Genomic DNA, 23,640 nt, shown 5'->3' with positions numbered 1-23,640 from the left:
CGGCTTCCGCAACCTCAACCACTACATCTTGCGGTCACTCATCCACTCCGGCCAACTCGCAGAACGACTGCATGCACTCTGAATCCGGAAGAGCCGGCAAAGGGTCAGCCGCATTCAGCCGAAAGCGCCCCGAGTGATTACTACGCCGGTACACCGACATTTCCGCATCCACCGTCTCGCCACATTCTGTGCGGCAGTCGCGGCAGCCGTGACAATCGGAATCGGGCTCGCGGGCCCGGCAGCCGCGGCCACGCAGCAGCAACTCGCCAACTACATCTCCGACGGGCTCCGCAAACCAGTCGTCGCCGAGACCTTCTTGCTGAACGGGCCGAGCACCTGGTTCACCCCCAAAGGCAACGGGCCCGAGCAGGATTCGTTCCTGCCCGCCTTCGCTTACGGGCTCACCAGTCCCACCGTCGGCCCCCCGGGCGCGAACGACTGGTCGTGCAAGCCGACGCAAGGCAAGAACCCGATTGTCCTTGTTCACGGCACCTGGGAGAACGCCTACAACAACTGGGCGATGATCTCACCCGCGCTCAAACGCGCCGGCTTTTGTGTTTACGCACTGAATTACGGAATCCAGTCCACCGCTGCCGGCGGCGGAGTCGTCGCAATGTTGCCGGGCGCCTACGCCACGGGTGACATCGTGAAATCCGGAACCCAGATCGCCGAATTCGTGGACAAGGTACGCCGATCCACCGGAGCCGCCAAGGTCGACATGGTCGGCCATTCGCAGGGCGGAATCTCGCTGCGACAATACATCCGGTTCGATGGGGGCGCCGACAAGGTGGCGCGCGTGGTCACCCTGGGTGCGACCAACAATGGCACCACCTTCGACGGCATAGGAACGCTCGGGCGCACCGTCAACAACCTCGGTATCGACGTCCTCGGTCCCGTCGCGCTGGGCGTGGGGGTGGCGGGCATCCAGCAGGTCTACGACTCGCCGTTCATCAGGAACCTGAACGCCGGCGGCGTGTACGCAATCGGGGATATCAAATACACGATCGTCGCAACCCGTTATGACGAGGTCACCACTCCGTATTACTCGACCTTCTTCCCCGCTGGCACCAAGAACACGCGCAACGTAACGCTGCAGGACGGCTGCACTCAGGACACCTCCGATCACGTGTCGATGGTGTACTCCCCACGCACCACGTCGATCGTGCTCCGTGCCCTGGGCGCCGACGTACCTCTGGTGTGTGCGCCCAATGCGTGGGTGTTCGGCTGAGATCGCCTCCAACGACGAATCGGCCCCGCCTCCCATCACGGTAGGCGGGGCCGAATCGTATGTTGTTGTGTCGCTGGTGGTTTCGACAAGCTCAACCAGCGGTCAGACACTCAACCAGCGGTAGGGCGCTCAACCAGCGGTCGAGCTCATCTCACCGGCGGAAAGTCACCAGCTCGACTTCTGCACACCCGGGAGCTCGCCGGCGTGCGCCATTTCGCGCAGGCACACACGGCACAGACCGAACTTGCGGTAGACCGCGCGCGGACGACCGCAGCGGTTACACCGGGTGTAGGCCCGCACGGCGAACTTGGGCTTCGCGTTGGCCTTGTTGACCAGAGCCTTCTTTGCCATCTCAGTTGTCCTTCACGGAGTTGTCTTTGAACGGGAAGCCGAGGTGACGCAGCAACGCACGGCCCTCGTCGTCGGTGGTCGCCGAGGTGACGACGGTGATGTCCATACCCCGCGGCCGGTCGATCTTGTCGATGTTGATCTCGTGGAACATCGACTGCTCGTTGAGGCCGAAGGTGTAGTTGCCGTTACCGTCGAACTGACGATCCGAGAGCCCGCGGAAGTCGCGGATACGGGGCAGCGCGATGGACACGAGGCGGTCGAGGAACTCCCACATGCGGTCGCCGCGCAGCGTGACGCGCGCACCGATCGGCATGCCCTCACGCAGCTTGAACTGAGCGATGGACTTGCGGGCCCGACGGATCTCCGGCTTCTGACCGGTGATCAGGGCGAGGTCGGCGACAGCGCCGTTGATGAGCTTGGCGTCACGGGCGGCGTCGCCGACACCCATGTTCACCACGACCTTCACCACACCCGGGATCTGCATCACGTTGGCGTAGTCGAATTCGGTGTTGAGCGCGTCCTTGATCTCGGCACGGTAGCGCTGCTTCAGCCGGGGCTGGGTCTTCTCAGTTGTGGTCATGTCAGATGTCCTTCCCGTTCTTGCGGGAAATCCGGACCTTCTTACCGGTCTCCTCATCCACGCGGTAGCCGACGCGGGTGGGGTTGCCGTCGGAGTCCACCACCATCACGTTCGAGACGTGGATGGGGGCCTCCTGGGTCACGATGCCGCCAGAGGATGCGCCACGCTCGTTGGCCGAGGCGGCGGTGTGCTTCTTGATGCGGTTGACGCCCTCGACCAGGACCCGCTGCTCCTTCGGGAAGGCCTGGATGACCTTGCCCTTGGCGCCCTTGTCCTTGCCCGAGATGACGATCACGGTGTCACCCTTGTGCACCTTCATGTCAGATCACCTCCGGTGCCAGCGACACGATCTTCATGAACTTCTTCTCACGCAGCTCGCGGCCCACCGGGCCGAAGATGCGGGTACCGCGGGGGTCGCTCTCACCCTTGAGGATGACGGCGGCGTTCTCGTCGAAACGGATGTAGCTTCCGTCCGGACGGCGGCGCTCCTTGGTGGTGCGCACGACGACCGCCTTGACGACCTCTCCCCGCTTGACGTTGCCGCCGGGGATGGCGTCCTTGACAGTGGCGACGATGACGTCACCAATGCCGGCGTAGCGCCGAGACGAGCCGCCCAGCACGCGGATGCACAAGATTTCCTTGGCTCCGGTGTTGTCGGCGACCCGCAGGCGAGATTCCTGCTGAATCACTCGTTAGTCTCCTTGACCTGGATGTCGTCGACACGGCGAATCCACCGGGGTGGATCACCGCATCTGTGCGCCGGATTTCCGACCCGACGCACACGGTCTGTTGCCACCGAACACGCGCCTGCCTGGGCTTTTGCATCCGATCGATGATCCGATGCGCCATTCCAGTGGGTTCGCGGGCCGACTCGCGGCGCGTAGCGCACCGCAGGCAACCCCACAAGTGTAGGCGAAACCGCAGGTGGGGGCCAAATCGCGTCCACCTCGACTTCACCGCCGGGCCGGGCACGGGGGGTTATGGAGACCCGCGGCCACGTACGCGGCCCGATTCGGTAGACGCGTACGGTACAGCCACCGCGTCTACCGAATCGCACCGCGCCGACGGCTAACGCGCGCGATCACATCCCGCAGTCACCGCGACGTCGTCGACATCGCTGACAATGTAGGTTGTCGATAGCCAATTGCGACGACCCGACGACGGGAGGCCCATGCGCCGACTTCGACTGCTGTGGGTGGCCACTCTCGCCGCGGTGATGGCGTGCCTGGCCGGCACCGCGGGTCCCGCGCTCGCCGCACCCGCCACCTCCCACATCGAGAGCCTCACCGACGACGATCCGCAGCAGGTCACCGCGATGGTCTACTCGGCGGCGATGAGCCGCACCATCCCGGTGACGGTGCTGACCCCCAAGGACCGTCACCGTCGCGCCCCCACGCTGTACCTGCTGAATGGGGCCGGCGGCGGCGAGGACTCGGCCACCTGGGACGCCCGTACCGATTACAAGAAGTTCTTCGCCGACAAGAACGTCTACGTCGTGACCCCGATCGGTGGCGCGTTCTCGTACTACACCGACTGGCAGCGCGACGATCCGGTACTCGGCCGCAACAAATGGCAGACCTTCCTCACCAAGGAGCTGCCGCCGCTGCTCGACGCGCACTTCCCGACCACCGGCAAGAAGGCCGTCGCCGGCATCTCGATGGCGGGCACCACCGTGTTCAACCTCGCGCTGGCGGCACCGGGGCTCTACACGTCGATCGCCTCGTTCAGCGGGTGCGCGCGCACCAGTGATCCGTTGGGCCAGCAGTACATCCGCTTCGTGGTGCAGGACCGTGGCGGGGGCAACATGGTGAACATGTGGGGCCCACTGGACGGACCCGGCTGGCGTGTCAACGACCCCTACCTGAACGCAGAGCGGCTGCGCGGCACCAAGATCTACATGACCTCGGGCACCGGACTACCCGGACCGCACGAGCAACTGAGCGATCCGAGTATCGGCGGCGACGGGCTGGTGCTGGCCAACCAGGCGCTGCTCGGCGGTGTCATCGAGCTGGCCATCGACCAGTGCACCCGCCAGATGGCCACGCGACTGGCGCAGCTCCACATCCCGGCCCACATCAACCTGCGGTCCACCGGCACGCACTCGTGGGGCTACTGGCAGGACGACCTGTATCAGACGTGGCCGCTCCTGGCACGCGACATCGGCGCCTGAGATCGGGGTCGGGATCGGCCGGCGGGCGGCCGATCCTTCACCTCACCAGCGGTCGAGTGTGGTGTGTCCGTCTTGCAGCGCGCGCACGAACAAGTGGGTCTTGGTGGGCGCCGGGCGGCCGACCGCGGTGTACTTCACCCGAATCCTCGCCAGGTGGGTACTCACCGTCGAGGAGGAGATGAAGAGGGCTTCGGCAGCCTCTTCCTTGGAATCGGCGGCGAGCCACGCGAGCAGCACCTCCACCTCGCGATCGGAAAGATCGGGTCGGCGCACCGGCGGTGCAGCCGGTGCGGCGGGCCGATAATCCGCGATACGGGTGACCTGCGCCGCGCCTTGCTTCACGGGGGCCCACCGCCTCGACTGGCCGGACTCCGATCCCCCTCCGAGCGGTGCTCGATAGGGAGATCCGGGAACTACGCTCACGAGCAACGTCCTCACTGACTCAACAGACAACAACAGAGATCCCCGACTCTGAGAAGATGGTATGAAGTCGCTGTTCAGGACGGTAGACCCAGAAATGGGGTCTTGGTTGCAGTTGCAAGTTTTGTCTAATTCACGGCGTTGACGCAGGTGAGGCTCACCGTGACACGCGCGACCCTCGTGCCGATCACTGGCCGCGCTGCGCATCCTCACGCCGGGGCACCGGCAGCCAACCGTCCTCGATGGCCCGCTTGTAGAGATCGACCTTGGTGCGCGTGGGTCGTCCCGCCTCCGCATACTTCTGCCGGATGCGTTTGAGGTATTCGTTCACGGTCTCGGCGCTCACTCCCAGCGCCGCGCTCACGCCGGCCGACGTCTCGCCGGACGCATAGAGCGCCAGCACCTTCTGTAACTGTGGGCTCAGATCCACCCCGGCGATGTCGGGGTCGCCGTCGATTGCCGCCGCCCATTCGGTGGTCGGTATCGCCCGGCCGGCCCCGGCGGCCCGGATGGCGTCGATGATCTCCGCCTCCGACGCAGACTTGAGCACCATGCCCAACGCGCCCGCACGCGCGGCCGACCTCATCAGAGGCGGATGCTCCCCCGACGTATAGACGACGACGCGCGCGTTGTGTTCGGCCAGGCGCAGCACGTTCTCGCGCGGGGTGGTTCCGTCGGCGAGGCGCAGATCGAGAAGGACCACATCGAGATCGGACGTGATCGCGAGCAACTCGTCGACCGTCGGAGCCGTCGCGGCGAGCACGAGGTCGGCCTCGTGTTCGAGGATCGCCTCGATACCCCAGATGGGTGACCGGTGGTCGTCGACCATCCCCACGCGCACCGTTTCGGCTCGGTCACCATTCATCGACGAGGTCGCCTCCCACCCGATCGTTCCGGGATTCAGTACACCGCACCGAGAGCGATCGCACAGAACTGCAACGTGTTACATTTTGCGTCATGCGTCATTCCCGGAGGCAACAGTGACGACCGGCTCGACGCACGACGTCCTGGGCACCACCGTGGCCATGCCCGTCGAGATCCGCGACGCGCGATGCTTTGCCGCCGCATTCACCGCCGACGCCGCCGCCTTGCAGCGGGCCATGAACGATCCGGAGCATCCGGATGTTCTACGGCCACTGCAGATCCGCCCGGGTCGCGGCCTGTGCATGCTGGTGTTCGTCGACTACGTGGACGGCGACCTCGGACCGTACAACGAGTTCGGTGTGTGCCTTCTCGTGGACGATCCGGCCCACCGGTCGAGCCCGCTCGGCGCACTGGCGTCGCTGGCCCGCGGCGATGCGCATGCGATGGTGCAGCGACTACCCGTCGACGGCGAGTTCACGTGCGCCGCCGGTCGCGGAATCTGGGGCTTCCCGAAGTTCATGGCCCAGTTCGAGGCCGATCACGACGGACCGCACAAGCATGCGAGGGTGTCCGAGGACGGCGAGTTGATCGCCGATCTACGCCTGGGCCGCGGAGTTGCCGTCCCGGTGCCCTCGGCCGGCACCGAACTCACCGCGTACGCGCGCATGGACGGCACGCTGCGTTCGATCCCGTGGCGACTGGGGTCGCTCACCGGCGTACGCGCCAGACCCGCGGGTGCGACCCTGCGTCTCGGCGACCATCCGATCGCCGGCGAACTGCGCTCGCTGCGCCTGAGCCGACACGCCCTGATGACGATGTCGGTGGCGCATCTGGAGATGACCTTCGCCGACGCCACGGTCGTACCGGACTGACCCTCGTCCGGGCTGCGCCAGTCCGGCGGCCCGTAGACTTGCCGCACGAGTTCCATGTGCCGAAAGTGAGCGCTATGAGCAACCTCGAGGTCCACCCGTCGGAGGTCGAGTGCCACACCGTCACCGAGGACGCCGATCCCGATCGTGACGGGTCGATCCGCGTCGACATCCTGACCGCCCGCGACGTCCCGCTGGGCGGGCCGCGGGCGATGACCGTGCACCGCACCCTGCCGCAGCGGTCGCGATCGCTGATCGGGGCATGGTGTTTCGTCGACCACTATGGTCCCGACGACGTCTCCCGCACGGGTGGCATGGATGTGCCTCCGCATCCGCATACCGGATTACAAACCGTGAGTTGGCTGTTCACCGGCGAGATCGAGCACCGCGACACCTTGGGCAATGTGGCCATGGTGCGCCCGGGCGAGCTCAATCTGATGACCGCGGGCCACGGCATCGCCCACACCGAGGTCTCCACGGCCGACACCACGGTGCTGCACGGAGTGCAGTTGTGGGTGGCGCTGCCCGCCGACGCCGCCGACACCGCCCGCGACTTCGTCCACTACGTCCCACCGGAGATCACCGTCGGCGCGGTGCGGGCCCGGGTGTTCCTGGGTGAACTGCTCGGCGATGTGTCGCCGGTGCACACCTTCAGCCCACTGCTGGGTGCCGAATTACTGCTGCCGCCGGGCGCCGAGGTCGACATCGCGGTGAATCCGACGTACGAACACGGCGTCCTGGTCGATCAGGGCGTGGTGGAGGTGCGTAATTCCGCAGGCACCGCGATCTCTCGTACCGAGATGGGATACGTCGGCGTCGGAGCGCGAAACCTGGTGCTGGTCAACGTTTCCGACGACATCGCCCGCGTGGTCCTCTTGGGCGGGGAACCGCTGGGCGAGAACATCATCATGTGGTGGAACTTCGTCGGCCGCAGCCATGACGACATCGTCGAGTTCCGCCGGGAGTGGATGGCGCACAGCGAGAGATTCGGTCAGGTGCAGGGCTACGAGGGCGACGTGCAGCATCTGCCCGCCCCCACCCTGCCCGGAACACGACTGCGTGCCCGGGAGAACACTCCCGGGCACGCATGAGTTTATCGAGAAGCAGCCATACTGACCGGTATGGCGATCAGGCCCCGCCGAGCAACCGGGCGAAGTTGGCGATTCCATCGGCTTCTTGCCGGTCCGCCGGACGCGATGACGAGACCGGATCAGAGGACGTACTGGCACCGGCACGTGGCGGAGTCAGCGCGACGAGCTGGGCGGCCGCACGCGTGATGCGGTCGGCCAAAGGCACGGTATCGGTGGAGCCGCCGGCCCAGTCCTCGGCCGCGGCGTACACGCCGGTCGGGACCACCACGGTCCGCAGATAGGCGAACAACGGCCGCAGCGCGTGGTCGAGCACCATCGAATGTCGCGGGCTGCCGCCGGTGGCGGCGATCAGCACCGGCTTGTCACGCATGGCGTCGACGTCGACGAGGTCGAAGAACGACTTGAACAGCCCCGCGTAGGAGGCGTTGAACACCGGCGTGGCCGCGATCAGCGCGTCGGCCCGCTCGACGTGCCGGATCGCGTCGGCAACGGTCCCGCTGGGAAAACCGCCGGCCAGCGACCGTCCGATATCCACTGCGAGATCGCGCAGATCGATCACCTCGACGTCGATGCGATCTCCGCGGGAGGTTGCCATTCCGGTCGCCGCCTCGACAAGCCGGTCGACCAGCATTCGGGTCGACGACGGATCGCTCAGGCCGGCGTTGACGGCGACCAATCGCGTGGTGTTGCTCATGCGTTGACCTCCTCGATGGTGTCGGCGGCGGTACGGGCGGCGACCAGCGACGCGTGGGTGGGTGCGTCGGGCACGTCGGCCGGACGTCCCTGCGCGAATCCCTTCCGCAGTTCGGGGAGCACCTCGCCGAGTTCGTCGAGTTGCTCGAGCACCGTCTTCAGCGGCAGTCCGGCGTGGTCGACGAGGAAGAGCTGCCGCTGATAGTCGCCGAAGGACTCCCGGAACGACAGCGTGCGGTCGATGAACTCCTGCGGACTACCCACGGTCAGCGGGGTCTCACGGGTGAAGTCCTCCAGCGACGGCCCGTGACCGTACACCGGCGCGTTGTCGAAGTACGGACGGAACTCGTTGACGGCGTCCTGCGAGTTCTTGCGGATGAAGAACTGACCGCCGAGCCCGACGATGGCCTGATGCGCCTGCCCGTGGCCGTAGTGCTCGTAGCGTTCCCGATAGAAGGAGATCAGGCGCTCGAAATGCTCCTTGGGCCAGAAGATGTTGTTGGCGAAGAAGCCGTCACCGTAGTAGGCGGCCTGTTCGGCGATCTCCGGGCTGCGGATCGAGCCGTGCCACACGAACGGTGCCACGTCGTCCAGCGGCCGCGGGGTGGAGGTGAACGAGGTCAGCGGAGTGCGGAACTTGCCCTCCCAGTTCACCACGTCCTCGGTCCACAACCGGTGCAGCAGGTGATAGTTCTCGATGGCCAGCGGGATGCCCTGCCGGATGTCCTTGCCGAACCACGGATAGACCGGCCCGGTGTTGCCGCGGCCCAGCATGAGATCGACGCGGCCGTCGGTGAGATGCTGCAGCATCGCGAAATCCTCGGCGATCTTCACCGGATCGTTGGTGGTGATCAGCGTGGTCGCGGTGGACAGTTGCAGCGTCGACGTCTGCGCGCCGATGTAGGCCAGCGTCGTCGTGGGTGACGACGAGAAGAACGGCGGGTTGTGATGCTCGCCGATGGCGAAGACGTCGAGACCGATGTCCTCGGCCTTCTTCGCGATCGTCACCATCGCCTTGATGCGCTCGTGCTCGGTCTGCGCGACACCGGTGGTGGGGTCCGGGGTGATGTCGCTGACGGAGAAGAGTCCGAATTGCATGTCGTGCCTCCTGGTGGACGTTCGGTTCGGAGTGTCATTCATCCTAACCGGACTATAGTCCGATTAATTCCCGACCGTCGGCCGCGGTAAGTTGTCCGACCGCCGGGGCCGCCCGACCCGCGTGGGGTTAGTGTGTGCTTACTAAACCCTTGGGAGGAGTAGCAATGAAGCTTCGCACATCGGTCGTTGCGGCCCTGATGGCCGGCGCGACCGTCATCGCCGTGGCGGGATGCTCGGACAGCGACACGGTCAGTGACGCCACCAGCAAGGCATCCACCGCGATCGCATCCAAGGCCAGCGAGGCCGCGGCGGCCGTCGCGGGTCTCACCAATTCCGACGCGCAGGAGATCCTCCGCAAGGCCGTGGACCCGAACACCTCGGCCACCGACCTCGAGACCGTTGTCGACACCACCAATCCCGCCACCAAGGCGGCCATCATCGCCTACGCGAAGGGCTCGTCGATGGGCGGTTACACGCCTGATGTGTACACGGTGACGTCGGTCAAGAAGACCGGGGACAACACCGCCGACGCCACCGTGGAGGTCAAGAGCCCGCACACGCCGCAGCCGGTGGACATCACTCTGGGTTACGTGAAGGTCGACGACACGTGGAAGCTCTCCGGCGATGCAGTCACCCAGCTCTCCTCGATGATGGGTCAGCACGGCGGCTGAGCCTGCCTTATCGACACACCACGCGCCGCACCGGAAGACATTCCGGTGCGGCGCGTTCGTGTTCACCTCGGTCGTGTCCACAACCCGCCGGTAACATGAGTTCTGAGGTTGAGGAGGCCCCGATGCGAACCGATCACCCGACGCACCCCATCGCTGCACCGGTGACCGATCGCCACGTGCGCTGGCCCGCCTCGAACACCCTCGACCCGTTTCCGGTCGCGGATGAGTCCGCAGTGACGCCACCCGCACCCTCGGTTGCGGCACCGGCGGCCGTTTCCGCAGCAGCGCCCGCGCCCTGGGCGGCCCGCGCCCGCGAGGATGCCCCACTTCCCGAAGTGGGCGACTACTGGGATCTCGACGCCCCGATCGCCTACACGCCGCCCGCGCCGACACGAGTGGTGTCGCGCACCGTTTCGGTGCTACCGCCACGCCGGACGGCTCCGGCGAGCGCAGTCGCACTCATTCTGGCGCTCACGTCGGTGCCGCTGATCCTGATGGCCGGTGTCGGCGGAGTACTCGGGCTACTGTCGATCGCGCTCGGCGCCGTGGGGATACGGCAAGCCCGTCGCGATCCGGTGCGCTACCACGGGAACGGCCGGGCGGTGGTGGCCATCGTGCTGGGCACGATGAGCATGATGATCGGATTGCCGATCCTGATGGTGGTGTTGCTGGTCCTCGGCGCGTAGGCCGTCAAGCGTGTGGTGCGTCAGCCCGCCACACGCAGTGTGCCGCCACTGGACGGTAGGTTCCGGCCCAGCCACGCGAGCACCTGGTCGACCATTTGCCCCTGCTTCGCCGGATCGCTGATCTCGGCCAATGCGGGCAGCCGCTGGATCAGCGCGGCGTAGATCGCGGCTTCCGGCGCCATGCCGTGACGGTCCATCACGCTCTCGTACGACACCAGACTCTCGGCGAGTTGACCGTAGGTCGCCGCCTGGTCCCCCAGGCGCACAGCAGTCATCCACGGCGTCGCCTCCGCACGCCGCATCACGTCATTGCGCAATTCCGCCATCATCAGAGTCCGCCCACCCCACGTGTCGACGTCTGCAACCTCAGCCATATCGTCTCCCGATCGTCGGCCTCAGCACTTCCACTCAGGATGCGCCCGCGTGGTTAGTTCGGCCGACGAAGCATCAGCACATGTGATCAAAGCCACATGAATTCGTGTTCTTTGTAAAGCCAATGGTACGGACGAGTTCAGAAGTGGCCAATGTTGCTGAAGTTACTGGTGTTAAAGCGTTACTCGGGTGTCACAGGACGGCGACCAGCCGGCAACCGAGCGACACCCTCGCACACACCTCCTCCGATCAGGAGGCGTCACCGGCCCGGTCGGCCTCCATCGCCTCGATGAGACTCTTCGGCCGCAGATCGGTCCAGTTCTGTTCGACGTACTCGAGGCACGCCGCTCGGCTGTCCTCCCCGAACACCTTCGTCCACCCGTCGGGGATGTCGGCGAAGGTGGGCCACAGCGAGTGCTGATTCTCGTCGTTCACCAGCACGAAGAAGCGGCCGTTCTCGTCATCAAAGGGGTTGGTCATTCTCGTTTCCTTATCTCTCGTCCTTGACGTCCATGGTGGTGCCCATGGACGACGTCATAGTGGCCGTCGCGATCGTGGTTGCTGACAGTCGGTGCGCCAGAACCGGTCCGATCACAGCGAGTGCCTCGGCATTGGCCATACCGAGATGGTCGGCGTCGACGTCGACGTTGACCACGCCCCCGCCCACGTGCGGTTCCCATGCCCGCGCGACCGCCGATGGGTCCTCCTTGTCACGGGTGGCGGTGAACACGAGCAGCGAGCCGTCGAACGGATCGGGGCGGAACCGCTCCACCAGTTCCTCACCGCCGGCGAAACTGTCCATCACCCATTGCACCTGGTCGTCACGCAGGAGTCCCATCGAAGCGATCCGGTCCCGAACGATCGCGGCCACCTCGTCGGCGGAGTTCGCGTGCACATCGTCGCCCAGATCGAACAGATCCCGCCACCCGCCGAGGAAGTCGGCGACGAGTTCACCGCCGGGCCGCACCCGGGCTACCTCTTCCTGCTCCGGCGTTGCGCCCTGTTCCGGGTTGCCGGGAGGCACCGGCGAGGAATCCATCACCGCGAGGAAGGCAACGTCCTCGCCGTCGGCGCGCAGTCGGGTGGCGACGGCGTAGGCGATGTATCCGCCGAGAGACCACCCGAGGAGGTGATACGGGCCGTGCGGTTGCACGCGGCGGATCTCGGCGAGGTAGCGCTGCGCCATCTCCTCGACCGATGTGGCCGACGGTTCGCCGGACACCGCGTGCGGGTCCTGCAGCCCGTACACGGGCCGGTCGTCGAGGTAGGGCACGAATCCGCCGTAGAACCAGGCCAGCCCGCCGGCGGGGTGAACACAGAACAACGGGGGCCGCGTGCCGCGCGCGTTGAGCGCGATGAGCACCTCACCGGGCCCCGACGCCGCGCCCTCGATGCGGGCGGCGAGCCCGCGCGGGGTGGGTTCGTTGAACAGCCACCCGAGCTCGAGGTGCTCGCCGTGCTGTTCGCGCAGCGCACCGAGTGCCCGTGTCGCCGACAACGAGTCGCCGCCGAGATCGAAGAAGCTGTCGGTGGCGCCCACCCGGTCGAGGCCGAGGACCTCACCGAACACCGCGGCCACGGAGGCCTCGACAGGGCCGTCGGGCTCCACGTGCGTGCCGGCGGCCAGCTGCGGTTCGGGAAGGGCCCGCTTGTCGAGTTTGCCGACCGGGGTGAGCGGCAGTGCGTCGAGCACGGTGATGCTCGCCGGGACCATGTGCGCCGGCAGCCGCTGCCCAAGGAACCGGCGCAGCTCGGCGACGTCCACGTGGCCCGCCGAGGCGTCGGGAACCACGTACCCGGCCAGGGCGGTCGCGACGGCGCCACCGATCCCGATGACCACCGCCGACTCCACCGCGGGATGGGCGGCAAGGGCCGTCTCGATCTCGCCGAGTTCGATCCGCAAGCCGCGCAGCTTCACCTGATCGTCGCTGCGTCCGGCGTATTCGAGGACGAGTGCGCCGTCGCGGTTGCGCTGCCAGCGCACCACGTCACCGGTGCGGTACATGCGCTCGCCCGGTGCGCCGTCGGGGTGCGCCACGAAGCGTTCGGCGGTCAGCCCCGGCCGTGCCAGGTATCCGCGGGAGAGCGGGAGTCCGGTGATGTAGAGCTCGCCCGGCACGCCCTCGGGGACGGGATGCAGCCGCGCGTCGAGGACCTCGATTCCCGCGCCCCGGATGGGTCCGCCCATCACCACGCGGTCTCCCGGTCGCGACGGACGGTCGAAGGTGACACTGATCGTGGTCTCGGTGGGGCCGTAGATGTTGTGCAGGCTCACCCGCGGCGACCACGCATCGACGACCGTCGGCGGCACCGCCTCACCGCCCACCGCGACGCCCGTCAGATCCGGCAGCGCCGAGGGGTCCAGCGTCGACAGCACCGTCGGGGTCAGGAATGTGTGGGTGACCCGTCGATCCCGCATGAACTGCTCGAGCCGGCCGCCGCCGACCGCATCGGCCGGACGGTAGGCGATCTCACCGCCGAACGCCGTCGCGAGCAGGTATTCCAGCACCGACGCGTCGAAGCTGGGTGAGGCGAAACCGAGCACCACCGGCCGCGGAACCGCGGGGAAGGTCGACGACTCCACGTCGGCGTAGTTGGCCAGTCCGGCGTGCGTGACGCTCACGCCCTTGGGTCTTCCGGTCGATCCGGACGTGTAGATCACGTAGGCGACGTTGTCGGTGCGCACCGGGGCACGCAGGTGCTCGGATGTCACCGGCTCCTGCGGGTACGCCGACACCTCGGCCGTCACCGCCGGATCGTCGAGATCGACCCACTCCAGTCCGGGCTGTACGGGCATGGTGCGCGAATGGGTCAGACCCAGCACCGCGCCGGAGTCCTCGACCATGGACGCCACCCGCTCGGCCGGGTAGTCGGGGTCGATCGGCACATAACCCGCACCCGCCTTGGCGACGGCCCAGATGGCGGTGAGCAGATCCGCCGAGCGGCCGATCGCCAGGGCGACAAGTGTTTCGGTGCCGACGCCTCGCGAGATCAGCCAGCGCGCCAGTCGGTTGGAGTCGGCGTCGAGTTGCGCGTAGGTCAGCGTCGCGCCCGACGCGTCGCTCACCGCGACGCGCTCACCGTGGGCGGTCGCGGCGTCGGCGAAGATCTCGGCGAGTAGCCGCGGCGGTGTTCCGGGCCCACCGTCGACGGGGGTCAGCTCGGCCGAATGCGCCGCATCGACCAGGCCGATGTCGACGGTGAGCCGGGTCGGATCGGCGGCCATTTCCCGCAGGATCTCGACGAGGGCACGGCCGAACACCTCGACCTGGCCGTCGTCGAATGCGGCGGGAAGATACTTGAGTGTCAACGAGATCCGGCCGCCCGGCAGCGGCGCGGTGGCCATGTTGAGCGGATAGTGCGTGGCATCGGTGCCGTCGAAATCGAGGATCTGCAACCCGCCGTTCTGGCCGGTGTCCGCGGCCGCCAGCGAGTCGCTGTCCACCGGATAGGACTCGTGCACCGTCAGCGTGTCGAACAGTTGCCCGACACCTGCCAGCGCGATCAGTTCGGTCAACCCGACGTGCTGATGGTCGAGCACCGCCACCTTCGCCGCCTGCAACCGGGCCAGCACCTGTGACACGGAGGCGTCGGGATCCACGTCGACCACTGCGGGAACCGTGTTGATGAACAGACCGACCATCGACTCCGCACCCGGCAGGTCGGCCGGGCGGCCCGATGTGGTCTCGCCGAAGGTGACCACCTGGCTACCGGTCAGCCGTGACAGCAGCACCGCCCAGGCCAGTTGCAGCACCGTGGCCACCGTCGCGCCCTCGGCTCGCGCGAGGCGTTCGATACCGCTCACCGTCTCGGTGTCGAGCACCGTCCGCTGATCGCGGGGCAGCACCTCGGCCACTGCCGAGGTTCCCGGTGAGACAAGCGTCGGCCCCTGCACCGGCGCGAGGACCTCGCGCCAGGCGGCGCGCGCGGCGTCGGGATCAGCGGCCGCGATCCGTCGTGCATGGTCGCCGAAATCGCTTCCGGCACCGGCTGTCCCGACAGTGCCGGTGTATGTCGATCCGGTCGCGTAGAGCGCGAGGAGATCGGCGAGAACCAACGGGCCCGACCATCCGTCGATGAGGATGTGGTGATTGGTGACGATCAGGTGAGCGGTGCCCCCCGACGCCGGATCACCGTGGCGGACGAGCACGAATCGCATCAGCGGCGCGGACTCGAGGTGGAAACCGCGGCGCCGCTGCGAGTCGGCGATCTCGGCCACCACGGCCTCGGCGTCGGCATCGGATGCGACGTCGACGACCTCCCAGGGCACCTCGACCGTCTCGGGGACCACGGTGACCACGGCACCCCCCGGACAGCGCACGAACGCCGACCGGAGCGCGCGATGATGGCCGAACAGCGATTCGGCGGCCCGGTGCAGACGATCGGCGTCGATCGTCCCGCCGAGGTGGAGCACCGCCTGCACCACGTAGACATCGACGGCGTCGGCCGCCAGTTCCGACTGCACGTAGAGGCCACTTTGCAGTGGCGTCATCGGCCAGATGTCGGCGCCGGGGAACCGCGCGGCGAGAGTGTCGAGATCGTCCTGACCGATCGCCGCACCGGGGACGTCGGAGGGCGAGAGGCCCGGACCGCCGGGACGGCTCGCCGCGGACGCGACGGCCGCCAGTTCGGCCGACCACCGCGCGCCCAGGTCATCGATGTCGGCGACGGTGAACGCGCCGGCCGGGAAGAGCAGATCGGCGGAGAGCTCACGACCACCGGGTGTGGTCGCGGTTCCCACGTTGACGGTCAGCGTGCTCATCGCCACCATCCGTCCCGACACCGACGCCGGGAGCATCGGCGCAGCCGGGTCGGCGGCCAGCGGCAGTGCCGGGCCGTTGTCGCCACCCCGGGTCCCGGCGCCCAGATAGTTGAATCCGATTGCGGGAAGCGGGCATTCGGCGATGCGCTGGTCGTACTGTCGCAGCAGGCCGTAGCCCAGGCCGTGGTCGGGTTGACCCACCCGCTCTTCCTTGGCGGACTTGACCGCGTGCACGATGTCGGCTCCCGGATCCACCAGCGCCGGGGTGATGGAGGTGAACCAGCCCACCGTGCGCGACAGGTCCGCCGAGTACGGGGCGTCGCCGGCGGCGAGGGTGTCCTCATGGCGTCCGTGGCCCTCGACGAGCACCGACATCGGGGCGTCGTCGACGATGCCGCGCGCCTGCTGCCACGAACGCACGGCGCGTGCCAGTGCACCCAGCAGCGCGTCGTTGACGTGTCCGCCGAACGCCTCGGGAACCGTGGTGAGCAGCGCCTCGGTGGTCTGCGCGGGCACGCGCACGGTCACCGTGGACAGGGTGGCGAAGCGGTCACGGTCACGGTCGAAGGTGACGCCCAGGTCGGTCGGAGACCGGTCGACGCGCGCCAGCCAGTGCGCCACCTCGTCGGCGCGGGCGGGCGTGCGATCGGTGAGCGCCGTCTGCCACGCCCGTGCCGAGGTGACCTCGGGACGCAGGGCCGCAACGGTTCCCGTGCTCATCGCCGCCCACGCGGTGATCAGATCCTCGATGATGATCGGCCATGACACCGCGTCCACGCCGAGGTGATGGACGGCGAGCACCACCCGCGCGCCGTCGATGCCCGCGACGTACACCGCCGACACCAGTACACCGTCGGCCGGCGACAGCCGGCCCAGCGCGTCGGCGTGTGCGTCGCGCACGGCGTCGGTGAACGCCGGGTCGCCGACCATGGCGTCGACGGATCGATCGGTGACCGCCGCCCGGGCGCCGGTGCCGGCGTCCGCGATCCAGGCGCCGTCGACCAGCGCCAGGCGCGCCGAGAGCATCGGGTGCGCGGCCACCACCGGGTCGAGGATGCCGCGCAGCGCCGCGGTGTCGAAACCCTCGGGTGCGATGAGCGTCATCGCCTGGGAGAAGTCCGCGAAATCGGCCGGCGTGTCGGAGAGTTCGATCATCCACGCGGCCACCGGCGAGAGCGGGAGACCGCCGCGGGCACCACCCTCGGGTTCGGGCAGCATCGGCAGCCGGTCGTGACCGCCCGCGGCCGCCGCCGCCAGCCCGCGCACCGACTTGTGCTCGAAGATGTCGCGCGGCGAGATCGGCAGCCCGGCGGCGCGCGCCGACGACGACAGGGTGATCGCCAGGATCGAGTCGCCGCCGAGAGCGAAGAACGAGTCGGTCATCGCGACCCGCTCGAGCCCGAGCACGCCGGCCACCAGTCGGGCCAGGGTGGCCTCGGCGGGTGACGCCGGCACCGCGTCGTCGCCGTCGACGGCGTCGAACGTGGGCTGCGGCAGCGCCGCGCGATCGAGTTTGCCGTTGGCGGTCAGCGGCAGCCGGTCGATCGGCACGATCACACCCGGCACCATGTACGACGGCACCGCCCGCGCGACGGTGTCGCGGATCGCGTCGACGTCGACTGCATCGGGCCGGTCGGCGGCCACGTAGCCGACGAGTTGCTCGCCGCGACCGGGGATGTCGATCACCGATGCGGCGGCCGCGTTGACGTGCGGTGCGGCGGCCAGCGCCGCCTCGACCTCGCCGTATTCGATGCGGAAGCCATGCAGTTGCACCTGCGCGTCCCCACGCCCCAGGTACTCGATGTCGTCGCCGACCCGACGCGCCAGATCACCGGTCCGGTACATGCGGGTGCCGCCGCCGTCGAACGGGTTGGCAACGAACCGGGTGGTGGTGAGTTCGGGCCGACCGAGGTAGCCCTGGGCCAGTTGTCCACCGGTGACGTAGATTTCGCCGACGACGCCGGGCGGGACGGGATGCAGGCGCGTATCGAGGATGTGGATGCCCAACGACCGCAATGGCCGCCCGATCAGGGATGCATCGGCGCCGGTGACCGATGTGCGGTCGATCGGGCGGAAACTCACGTGCACGGTGGTCTCGGTGATGCCGTACATGTTGACCAGTTGCGTGGTGTCGGAGGGGTTCTCGGCGAACCACCGGCTCACCTGATCGAAGGCGAGGGCCTCACCGCCGAACACGATGTAGCGCAACGCGAGGTCGGCGCCGACACGACGACGTGCGTCGATGAGCTGATAGAACGCCGACGGCGTCTGGCTGAGTACCGTCACCTGTTCGCGCTCCAGGAGCCCGACGAAGGCATCCGGGTCGCGGGCGACGTCGCGGTCGACGATCACCAGCCGCGCACCCGACGCGAACGGCCCCCACAGCTCCCAGACCGAGAAGTCGAACGCGTACGAGTGGAACATCGTCCACACATCGGTGGGTGTGAACTCGAAATCGTCTGCCGCGGTGTCGATCAGCGTGACCACGTCACGGTGAGTGACCCGCACGCCCTTGGGCCTTCCGGTGGAGCCGGAGGTGTAGATGACGTAGGCGCCGGAGTCGGGCCGGATCGCGACCGTCGGCGGCGCCGATCCGGCGCCCTCGGCGGCCAGGTCGTCGACGGCGGTGGCGGTGACGCCATCGGGCAGTGCGGTGAAGAGGTCGTGTCCCGCGGTGGCCGCATCGGTGATGATCAGGTCGACCGACGCGTCGGACACGATGAATGCCAGGCGCTGCAGCGGATTGGTGGTGTCCAGGGGCAGGTAGCCGGCACCCGTTTTGAGCACACCCAGGATGGCGGCCGCGAGGTCGACGGTGCGCGCGGTGGCGATCCCGACGAGGTCCCCGGGGACCACACCGCGGCCGATCAACGCGCTGGCCACCGCATCCGAACGGGCGTCGAGGTCGCCGTAGCCCAGCGACGCAGCGCCTGCGGTCACCGCGATCCGTTCCCGGTGTGCGCGGACCGTCGCCGCGAACAGGTCCACCAGACTGCGGTCACTGCGCGCAGTGTCGACCACAGGTGCGGGCAGCGCGGCCAGCGCCGCGGTCTCCCGCTCGGACAGCAGCGCGATGTCGCCCACCGTCACCGCCGGATCCGCACCGCACGCGTCAAGAACCTTGAGCAGGCGGTCGGCCATACCGGCGACGGTCGACTCGTCGAACAGGTCTGTGGCGTAGACGATCTGGGCGGTCCACGGCTCGCCCTGCGCGCCGGTGGCGATCCCGAACGCGAGGTCGACCTTGGCCGGGGTCTGCTGCGGGGCGATCGGCGCGACCCGCAACCCGGCAACGGTGGTGGTGTCGGTTCCGGCCGCGAACTCCGGCAGCATCCCCTGGTGGAATGTCAACAACACTTGGGTCAGTGGCGAGAATGCCTCCGACCGCACCGGATCCAGGTGATCGATGACCGCCTCGAACGGCACGTCGGCGTGCGCGAACGCGTCGAGGTCGGTGACCCGCACGGCGTCGAGCAGATCGGCGAACGACGTTCCCGGATTCACCTGGCTGCGCAGCACCAGGGTGTTGACGAACATACCCACCAGCGGATCGAGCTCGCGCCGCCCGCGGCCGGCGATCGGGGTTCCCACGGTGATGTCGGTGGTGCCCGACAGCCGGGCCAGCACCACCGCGAGCGCGGCATGCACCACCATGAACGGGGTGGCGCCGAGTTCTGCCGCCACGTGCGACACACGGTCCGCCACCGGCGCCGGAATCTGGAAGGGCACCTGCGCACCACGCTCGGACGCCACCACAGGGCGCGGGCGGTCGGTGGGCAGTTCCAGCACGTCCGGCACGCCCGACAGCTGCGCCGACCAGTACGAGAGCTGTTGCGCCACCACCGAATCGGGATCATCGGGGCGGCCGAGCTCGGCGTGCTGCCACAACGCGACGTCGGCGAACTGCACCGGCAACGGCGCGAACTGCGGGGAGGTGCCGGCTGCGCGCGCGGCGTAGGCGGCGATCATGTCGGTGACCAGCGGTCCCATGGATTCGCCGTCGGCGGCGATGTGGTGGACGACGAGGGCGAAGACGACGTCGTGCTCGCCGCCGCGCCACAGCCGGGCGCGGACCGGCGGGCGGGCGGTGACGTCGAATCCCTGGGTGAGCGCCGCAGCGAGGTCGTCCTCCGAATCGATGACGGCCCAGTCGAGTTCGCCCCAATCGAGTTCTTCATGGACGGCATCGGCAGTGGCGATCTCCTGCACCGGGGTGCCGTCGACGGCCGGATAGCGGGTCCGCAACACCTCGTGGCGCACCACCACATCGGCCACGGCCTCCCGCAGCGCGGCGACGTCGAGGTCACCGGTCAGCCGCAGCAGCACCGGCACGTTGTAGGTGGATGAGGCCGGATCGAGCTGGTTGATGACCCACATCCGCGACTGCGCGAACGACAGCGGAATGCGGTCGGGTCGAGGGTCGGCGGGACGGATCGCGGCGATCCCCGGCGTCCCACGCCGCCCGATGGCCGCAAGTGCACGGACCGTCGGGCGCTCGAAGACGTCGCGCACACCGATGTCGGTGCCGAGCACGTCGGCGACCCGAGCGGCCACCCGGGTGGCCGACAGCGAGTTGCCGCCGAGGTCGAAGAAGCTGGTCGTGACGCTGACCGGTCCGCTGCCGAGCACCTCGGCGAAGGCGGCGGCGACAAGCTCCTCGTCCCCGCTCGCGGGGGCCGCGAAGGTGGTGTCGTCGTCCTCCTCGAGGACGGGTTCGGGCAGCGCACGCAGATCGAGCTTGCCACCGGGGGTGAGGGGCATCTCGTCGATGACCTGCAGGGAGGCCGGGATCATGTGTGCCGGAAGGCGTTCGGCGGCGAAGCGGCGAAGCTCGCCGAGGTCCACCCGATCGTCGGCCACCACGTACGCGGCCAGCGCGGTGGCCGTCGAACCACCCACGCCGATCACCACCGCCGAGTCGACGTCGGGGTGCGCAGCCAGTACGGCTTCGATCTCGCCGAGTTCGATGCGCAGTCCGCGCAGCTTCACCTGGGTGTCGATGCGTCCGACGTAGTCGAGCTCACCGGCGGTGGTGATCCGCACCAGGTCGCCGGTGGCGTACATGCGCGCACCGGGCGTGGTGGAGAACGGGTCGGCCACGAACGACGTGGCCGTGAGCCCGGGGCGTCCGAGATAGCCGCGGGCCAGCGAGTCGGTGGCCGCGAGGTAGAGCTCACCGATCGCCCCCTGGGGCACCGGATGCAGACGGGAGTCGAGGACGTGGGCACCGAACCCGCGGATCGGTCGTCCGATGGTCACCGGCCGGCCGCCGTGCGACACCGCTGCGGTGGCCCACACCGTGGTCTCCGACGGGCCGTACAGGTTGAGCATCCGTAGGTCCGGGTGTGCCGTGGTCCACCGGTCGACGAGGTCCGGCGGGCAGGCCTCCCCCGCGGTCGCCAAATTGTGCAGACTCGCACCGAAGCGGGTGTCGACCGTCCCGAGCACCGTGGGTGTGATGATCGCGTCGGTCACCGCGTCCTTCTCGATCACCGCGCCGAGCGCGTCGGACGCGTACTCGTCGGAGGTCGCGATCACCAGGGTGTGGCCGAGGCCGATGCCCCACAGCATCTCGAACACCGAGGCGTCGAAGCTCGGTGATGCGACGTGCAGCACCCGCACGTCGCGCGCCGTGACAGCCGAACCGGACACCTCGGCGAGGGCGTCGACGAGGTTGGCGATGCCGCGCTGCGCGACGCCGACGGCCTTGGGGCGGCCGGTGGAACCGGACGTGTAGATGAGATAGGCGAGGTCATCGAGCCGCACCACCCCGCGACGTTCCGTCGCCGGGATCGGATCACCGGAGATCCCCGGGGCCGTCAACGCGGCCACATCGAGCCATTCGCACTCGGATGCGCCGAGGTGCGCGATCGTGTCGGGCTCGGTGATGCCCAGTCGGGCAGCACAATCGGCGAGCATGAACGCGATTCGCTCGGGCGGATACGACGGCGCGATCGGCACGTAGGTGGCACCGGTGGCGAACACTCCGAACGCGGCGACCACCGAGGAGATCGACCGGTTCAAACCGACCGCGACCACGTCGCCGGGGCCCACCCCCCGGTCGATGAGCCTACGGGCCAACCGGTTGACGGCCTGTTCGAACTCGGCATACGTCATCAGCCGGTCGCCGCAGACGAGCGCCGGGTGCGCCGGATCGGTGGTTGTTGCGGCGAGGATCTCGACCAGCGTCCGCGGCGCGCTGTACCCGCCGTCGGCGGCGGGTTGCGTGCCGCCGAGCGAATTGCGGCTGTGCACAGCGAGTTCGGCCCCCGCACCGACGTCGCCGGCGAAGTCGATGTCGCCGACGGCGAGGTGCGGGTCGGTGACCATCGCGGTCAGCACGGCCCGCCACGACTCGGCGAATGCGCGCACCCGAGACTCGTCGAAGAGTGCTCTGGCATAGATGAATTCGGCGGTCATCGGGGTGTCGGACCGGCGATCGGACACCCCGACGGTCAGGTCGAACTTCGCTGTGGGATCGGCGAGATCGAGCGGTTCGGCCACCAGCCCGGCGGCCTCGATGCCGGCTCGCGAGTCGGTGCCCGCGGCGACGTGCGTGAACGCGATCTGCACCAGCGGTTCGAACGACGTGGACCGCTGCGGCGACAATTCGTCGATCAGGTCCTCGAAATGCACGTCGGCGTGCGCGAACGCGTCGAGGTCGGTGGCACGGACGGCGCGGACGAAATCGGCGATCGACGCCGCCGGATCGACCGCTGTTCGCAGTACCAGGGTGTTGACGAACATGCCGACCAGATCGGTGAGCGCCGAGTCGGTGCGTCCGGAGATCGGCGTTCCGATCACCACGTCGCCGGTACCCGCCTGACGCGACACCATGATCGCCAGCGCAGCGTGCGACACCATGAACGGGGTGATCTCGTGCGCAGCGGCGAACGCCTCGATCCGGGTGGCCAGCGAGTCGTCGATGCGGACGGCGACCACCCCTGCCGCACTGCTCCGCACGGCCGGCCGCGGCCGATCCATGGGGAGGTCGGTCACCACCGGCAGTCCTGCGAGATGTGTTCGCCAGTAGTCCATCTGACGGCCGATCGGGCTCGACGGGTCGTCGACGGCGCCCAGCACCGAGTGCTGCCAGAGCGCGTAATCGGCGTACTGCACCGCGAGCGGCGAGGGTGCCGGGACTGCCGGATCGACGCGATGCAGGTAGGCGGCGAGCAGATCGCCCACCAGGACCGGGATCGAGCCGCCGTCGAAGGCAATGTGGTGCACGATCAGCGCGAGTTCGTGTTCGCCCTCACCCACCCGCAGAATGCGGCCACGGACGGGCAGTTCACGGGTGACGTCGAACCCGGTGGTGACCGAATCGACAAGCTGCGCACGCCGATCCGCGAGCGCCCAGTCCAGCGTGGTGCGGGCGTCATCGGGATCGAGGATCTGCTGGGCGGGTCCCTGCGCGTCGGCCGGGTAGATGGTGCGCAGTACCTCGTGGCGTTCGACGACATCGCCGAGCGCCGCGCGCAAGGTCTCCGGATCGAGGTCGCCGGTCAGGCGCAGCACCATGGGGATGTTGTAGGAGGCCGAGGTCGGATCGAACCGGTTGATGAACCACATCCGTGACTGGGCCGCCGACAACGGCACCCGTTGCGGTCGCGCCACCGCGGCGACGCGTGGCAGTACGGGGTCACGTCCGGCGATGGCCTCGGCGAGTTCGTCGACGGTGGGGGCATCAAACAGATCACGCACCGACACCTGCACCCCGAACACATCAGCCACCCGCGCCGCCACCCGCATCGCCGACAACGAATTACCACCCAACGCGAAAAA

General features: G+C 68.2%; 17 protein-coding genes. 6 read left to right on the top strand and 11 right to left on the bottom strand.

What is annotated here, in order from left to right; all coding sequences use genetic code 11:
- Positions 1-136 precede the first annotated feature (136 nt).
- Positions 137-1,228, top strand: a complete 1,092-nt coding sequence (locus tag ACWDSI_RS19640) for an esterase/lipase family protein (protein WP_449757560.1) — start codon at positions 137-139, stop codon at positions 1,226-1,228.
- Between the two features lie 165 nt (positions 1,229-1,393).
- Here ACWDSI_RS19640 and ACWDSI_RS19635 read toward each other — a convergent pair whose 3' ends face one another.
- From ACWDSI_RS19635 to rplN, 4 genes are read right to left on the bottom strand one after another with little or no spacing between them, the layout of a single operon-like run.
- Complete coding sequence (locus ACWDSI_RS19635; protein ID WP_449745447.1) at positions 1,394-1,579, bottom strand: type Z 30S ribosomal protein S14; 186 nt, start codon at positions 1,577-1,579, stop codon at positions 1,394-1,396.
- Between the two features lies 1 nt (position 1,580).
- The gene (gene rplE / locus ACWDSI_RS19630) at positions 1,581-2,159 is read right to left on the bottom strand and encodes a 50S ribosomal protein L5 (protein WP_449745448.1); all 579 of its coding nucleotides are present in this window, start codon (positions 2,157-2,159) and stop codon (positions 1,581-1,583) included.
- 1 nt (position 2,160) lies between these two features.
- Positions 2,161-2,478, bottom strand: a complete 318-nt coding sequence (gene rplX, locus ACWDSI_RS19625; protein ID WP_449745449.1) for a 50S ribosomal protein L24 — start codon at positions 2,476-2,478, stop codon at positions 2,161-2,163.
- Position 2,479: 1 nt separating this feature from the next.
- On the bottom strand, positions 2,480-2,848 hold the full coding sequence (gene rplN / locus ACWDSI_RS19620; protein WP_449745450.1) for a 50S ribosomal protein L14: 369 nt from the start codon (positions 2,846-2,848) through the stop codon (positions 2,480-2,482).
- Positions 2,849-3,330: 482 nt separating this feature from the next.
- Between rplN and ACWDSI_RS19615 the strand changes: the two genes are divergently transcribed.
- A complete protein-coding gene (locus tag ACWDSI_RS19615) occupies positions 3,331-4,329 on the top strand; it encodes an alpha/beta hydrolase (protein ID WP_449757559.1) in 999 nt (332 codons plus the stop codon).
- A gap of 42 nt (positions 4,330-4,371) precedes the next feature.
- Here the strand turns inward: ACWDSI_RS19615 and ACWDSI_RS19610 are convergent, their stop codons facing one another.
- Both ACWDSI_RS19610 and ACWDSI_RS19605 read right to left on the bottom strand, forming a co-directional pair.
- Positions 4,372-4,758: a LuxR C-terminal-related transcriptional regulator gene (locus ACWDSI_RS19610; RefSeq protein WP_449745490.1), complete on the bottom strand. Its 387-nt coding sequence runs from the start codon at positions 4,756-4,758 to the stop codon at positions 4,372-4,374.
- Positions 4,759-4,936: 178 nt separating this feature from the next.
- Positions 4,937-5,614 (bottom strand): response regulator, encoded by a 678-nt coding sequence (locus ACWDSI_RS19605; RefSeq protein WP_449745452.1) that lies wholly within the window; start codon positions 5,612-5,614, stop codon positions 4,937-4,939.
- Between the two features lie 115 nt (positions 5,615-5,729).
- Between ACWDSI_RS19605 and ACWDSI_RS19600 the strand changes: the two genes are divergently transcribed.
- Positions 5,730-6,485, top strand: a complete 756-nt coding sequence (locus ACWDSI_RS19600; RefSeq protein ID WP_449757558.1) for an acetoacetate decarboxylase family protein — start codon at positions 5,730-5,732, stop codon at positions 6,483-6,485.
- Positions 6,486-6,559: 74 nt separating this feature from the next.
- Complete coding sequence (locus ACWDSI_RS19595; RefSeq protein WP_449757557.1) at positions 6,560-7,573, top strand: pirin family protein; 1,014 nt, start codon at positions 6,560-6,562, stop codon at positions 7,571-7,573.
- A 37-nt stretch (positions 7,574-7,610) separates the two neighbouring features.
- Here ACWDSI_RS19595 and ACWDSI_RS19590 read toward each other — a convergent pair whose 3' ends face one another.
- Together ACWDSI_RS19590 and ACWDSI_RS19585 are read right to left on the bottom strand one after the other, a co-directional pair.
- A complete protein-coding gene (locus ACWDSI_RS19590; RefSeq protein WP_449757556.1) occupies positions 7,611-8,267 on the bottom strand; it encodes a CE1759 family FMN reductase in 657 nt (218 codons plus the stop codon).
- Positions 8,264-9,364 (bottom strand): LLM class flavin-dependent oxidoreductase, encoded by a 1,101-nt coding sequence (locus tag ACWDSI_RS19585; RefSeq protein WP_449757555.1) that lies wholly within the window; start codon positions 9,362-9,364, stop codon positions 8,264-8,266. Before ACWDSI_RS19585 ends, ACWDSI_RS19590 begins: the two co-directional genes overlap by 4 nt.
- A 164-nt stretch (positions 9,365-9,528) precedes the next feature.
- Here ACWDSI_RS19585 and ACWDSI_RS19580 point away from each other — a divergent pair, with 164 nt between their 5' ends.
- Positions 9,529-10,035, top strand: a complete 507-nt coding sequence (locus ACWDSI_RS19580) for a DUF4878 domain-containing protein (RefSeq protein WP_449745457.1) — start codon at positions 9,529-9,531, stop codon at positions 10,033-10,035.
- A 122-nt stretch (positions 10,036-10,157) separates the two neighbouring features.
- Positions 10,158-10,721: a DUF4190 domain-containing protein gene (locus tag ACWDSI_RS19575; RefSeq protein ID WP_449745458.1), complete on the top strand. Its 564-nt coding sequence runs from the start codon at positions 10,158-10,160 to the stop codon at positions 10,719-10,721.
- A 20-nt stretch (positions 10,722-10,741) separates the two neighbouring features.
- Here the strand turns inward: ACWDSI_RS19575 and ACWDSI_RS19570 are convergent, their stop codons facing one another.
- The 3 genes from ACWDSI_RS19570 to ACWDSI_RS19560 form a co-directional block, all read right to left on the bottom strand.
- Complete coding sequence (locus tag ACWDSI_RS19570; RefSeq protein WP_449745459.1) at positions 10,742-11,095, bottom strand: hypothetical protein; 354 nt, start codon at positions 11,093-11,095, stop codon at positions 10,742-10,744.
- A 247-nt stretch (positions 11,096-11,342) separates the two neighbouring features.
- Positions 11,343-11,573, bottom strand: coding sequence for an MbtH family protein (locus ACWDSI_RS19565; RefSeq protein WP_449745460.1), 231 nt, complete (start codon positions 11,571-11,573; stop codon positions 11,343-11,345).
- A 10-nt stretch (positions 11,574-11,583) separates the two neighbouring features.
- Positions 11,584-23,640, bottom strand: a 12,057-nt coding sequence (locus ACWDSI_RS19560; protein ID WP_449757554.1) for an amino acid adenylation domain-containing protein, incomplete at its 5' end; no start/stop codon positions are given.

The organism is Gordonia sp. NPDC003429 (genome assembly GCF_053588575.1).
This window is presented reverse-complemented; position numbering and strand designations above follow the sequence as displayed.

What these genes read in the sequence shown, in the direction of transcription:
- ACWDSI_RS19635 (WP_449745447.1), bottom strand. Translation starts at nt 1,579, where the DNA reads ATGGCAAAGAAGGCTCTGGTCAACAAGGCCAACGCGAAGCCCAAGTTC.
- rplE (WP_449745448.1), bottom strand. Translation starts at nt 2,159, where the DNA reads ATGACCACAACTGAGAAGACCCAGCCCCGGCTGAAGCAGCGCTACCGT.
- rplX (WP_449745449.1), bottom strand. Translation starts at nt 2,478, where the DNA reads ATGAAGGTGCACAAGGGTGACACCGTGATCGTCATCTCGGGCAAGGAC.
- ACWDSI_RS19615 (WP_449757559.1), top strand. Translation starts at nt 3,331, where the DNA reads ATGCGCCGACTTCGACTGCTGTGGGTGGCCACTCTCGCCGCGGTGATG.
- ACWDSI_RS19605 (WP_449745452.1), bottom strand. Translation starts at nt 5,614, where the DNA reads ATGAATGGTGACCGAGCCGAAACGGTGCGCGTGGGGATGGTCGACGAC.
- ACWDSI_RS19595 (WP_449757557.1), top strand. Translation starts at nt 6,560, where the DNA reads ATGAGCAACCTCGAGGTCCACCCGTCGGAGGTCGAGTGCCACACCGTC.
- ACWDSI_RS19590 (WP_449757556.1), bottom strand. Translation starts at nt 8,267, where the DNA reads ATGAGCAACACCACGCGATTGGTCGCCGTCAACGCCGGCCTGAGCGAT.
- ACWDSI_RS19585 (WP_449757555.1), bottom strand. Translation starts at nt 9,364, where the DNA reads ATGCAATTCGGACTCTTCTCCGTCAGCGACATCACCCCGGACCCCACC.
- ACWDSI_RS19580 (WP_449745457.1), top strand. Translation starts at nt 9,529, where the DNA reads ATGAAGCTTCGCACATCGGTCGTTGCGGCCCTGATGGCCGGCGCGACC.
- ACWDSI_RS19575 (WP_449745458.1), top strand. Translation starts at nt 10,158, where the DNA reads ATGCGAACCGATCACCCGACGCACCCCATCGCTGCACCGGTGACCGAT.
- ACWDSI_RS19570 (WP_449745459.1), bottom strand. Translation starts at nt 11,095, where the DNA reads ATGGCTGAGGTTGCAGACGTCGACACGTGGGGTGGGCGGACTCTGATG.
- ACWDSI_RS19565 (WP_449745460.1), bottom strand. Translation starts at nt 11,573, where the DNA reads ATGACCAACCCCTTTGATGACGAGAACGGCCGCTTCTTCGTGCTGGTG.